The sequence below is a fragment of the Nocardia sp. NPDC051787 genome, from assembly GCF_040681325.1.
Taxonomy (GTDB): Bacteria; Actinomycetota; Actinomycetes; order Mycobacteriales; family Mycobacteriaceae; genus Nocardia.
This window is the reverse complement of the sequence record NZ_JBFAYO010000079.1, coordinates 1-1,232: the sequence shown is the minus strand read 5'-3', so window position 1 is coordinate 1,232 and position 1,232 is coordinate 1. Positions and strand designations below refer to the sequence as shown.

Genomic DNA, 1,232 nt, shown 5'->3' with positions numbered 1-1,232 from the left:
TTGTTCCGTTCGAACCATTCGGACTCTACCTCGTTCGGTGTCCGATAGTCAATTCCGGAATGAAGCCGAATCTGATTGTACCGCAACTCGATATAGCTGACGATGTCCTTCCTTGCATGTTCGCGCGTCGGATATTCGGTGCGGTGGACACGCTCGTTCTTCAGGGTGCCGTTGAACGATTCCGCCCAGCAGTTGTCCCAGCACACCCCGGTGCGGCCCACGGAGCGGCGGACACCCAATTCTTCGGTGACGGACGCGAATTCGCTCGACATGTACTGCACGCCTCGATCGCTATGGAAGATTGTCTCTTTGCGCCGGAACGGAAGATTGCGTGCCGCCATGCGCAGAGCATCGGCCACCAACTCCGTGCGCATGTGCTCGGCCATCGCGTACCCGACCACTTTCTTCGAGAAACAATCGAGCACGGTCGCCAAATACAGCCATCCTTCCCAGGTGCGGATATAGGTGATATCACCAACGAGCTTGGCTGCCGGCTGTGTGGCGGTGAAGTCACGACGAACCAGGTCCGGAAGGTCGGCGGCGTCACCGGCGATCGTGGTGATCGGCCGCCACGGGCGCGGCTGGCAGGCAACCAGGCCCAGCTCACGCATGATCGTGCGGACCGTTCCCGGGTCCACGGAAGTGCCCCAGCGGGCGAGCTGGGCGTGAATGCGGCGGTAACCGTACGTGCCGTCGGAATGCTCGAAACAGAACCGGATCTCGGCTTCGAGGATCTCGCGCCGCTGCGCGGTAGCCGACGGTTTCCGATCGCGCCACGCGTAGTATCCCGAACGCGATACCTTCGCCCATCGGCACATGGACAAGACGGCATGGCTGCCTTCTTCGGAGGCGATGAAAGCATATTTCGCTGTCACCGGTGCTTCTTCGCGAAGAAGGCCACCGATTTTCCCAAGAATCGGTTCTCCTCCTCCAACTCCCGGACTCGCCGCTCCAATTCCTTCAACCGGGCACGCTCGGTCATCGACAACCCCGCATCGGCCGACGTATGCGCGGCCCGGAAATCTCTCACCCAGTTCCGAATCGTCTGACCCGTCACCCCGCAGTCACGCGCCACATCCTCGACCGGGCGAGATTTTTCGACCACTTCCCTGGCCGCTGTCTCCCGGAACTCGAGACTGAAATGCCGCGACTTCTTCTGTGCCACAAACAACTCCGTTCAGTGTTACCCAATCCTACTTTGGGCCACTGTCCGAGACCCTCCGGGCACCTCA

The 1,232-nt window shown here is 60.7% G+C and carries 1 protein-coding gene; it reads right to left on the bottom strand.

What is annotated here, in order from left to right; all coding sequences use genetic code 11:
• A protein-coding gene (locus AB0M45_RS33825) for an IS3 family transposase (RefSeq protein ID WP_364337564.1) occupies positions 1–1,165 on the bottom strand; the annotation gives its coding sequence in 2 pieces (ribosomal slippage) (positions 1–901 and positions 901–1,165; 1,166 coding nt annotated over the 2 pieces). This gene is flagged as partial in the annotation.
• Positions 1,166–1,232 lie beyond the last annotated feature (67 nt).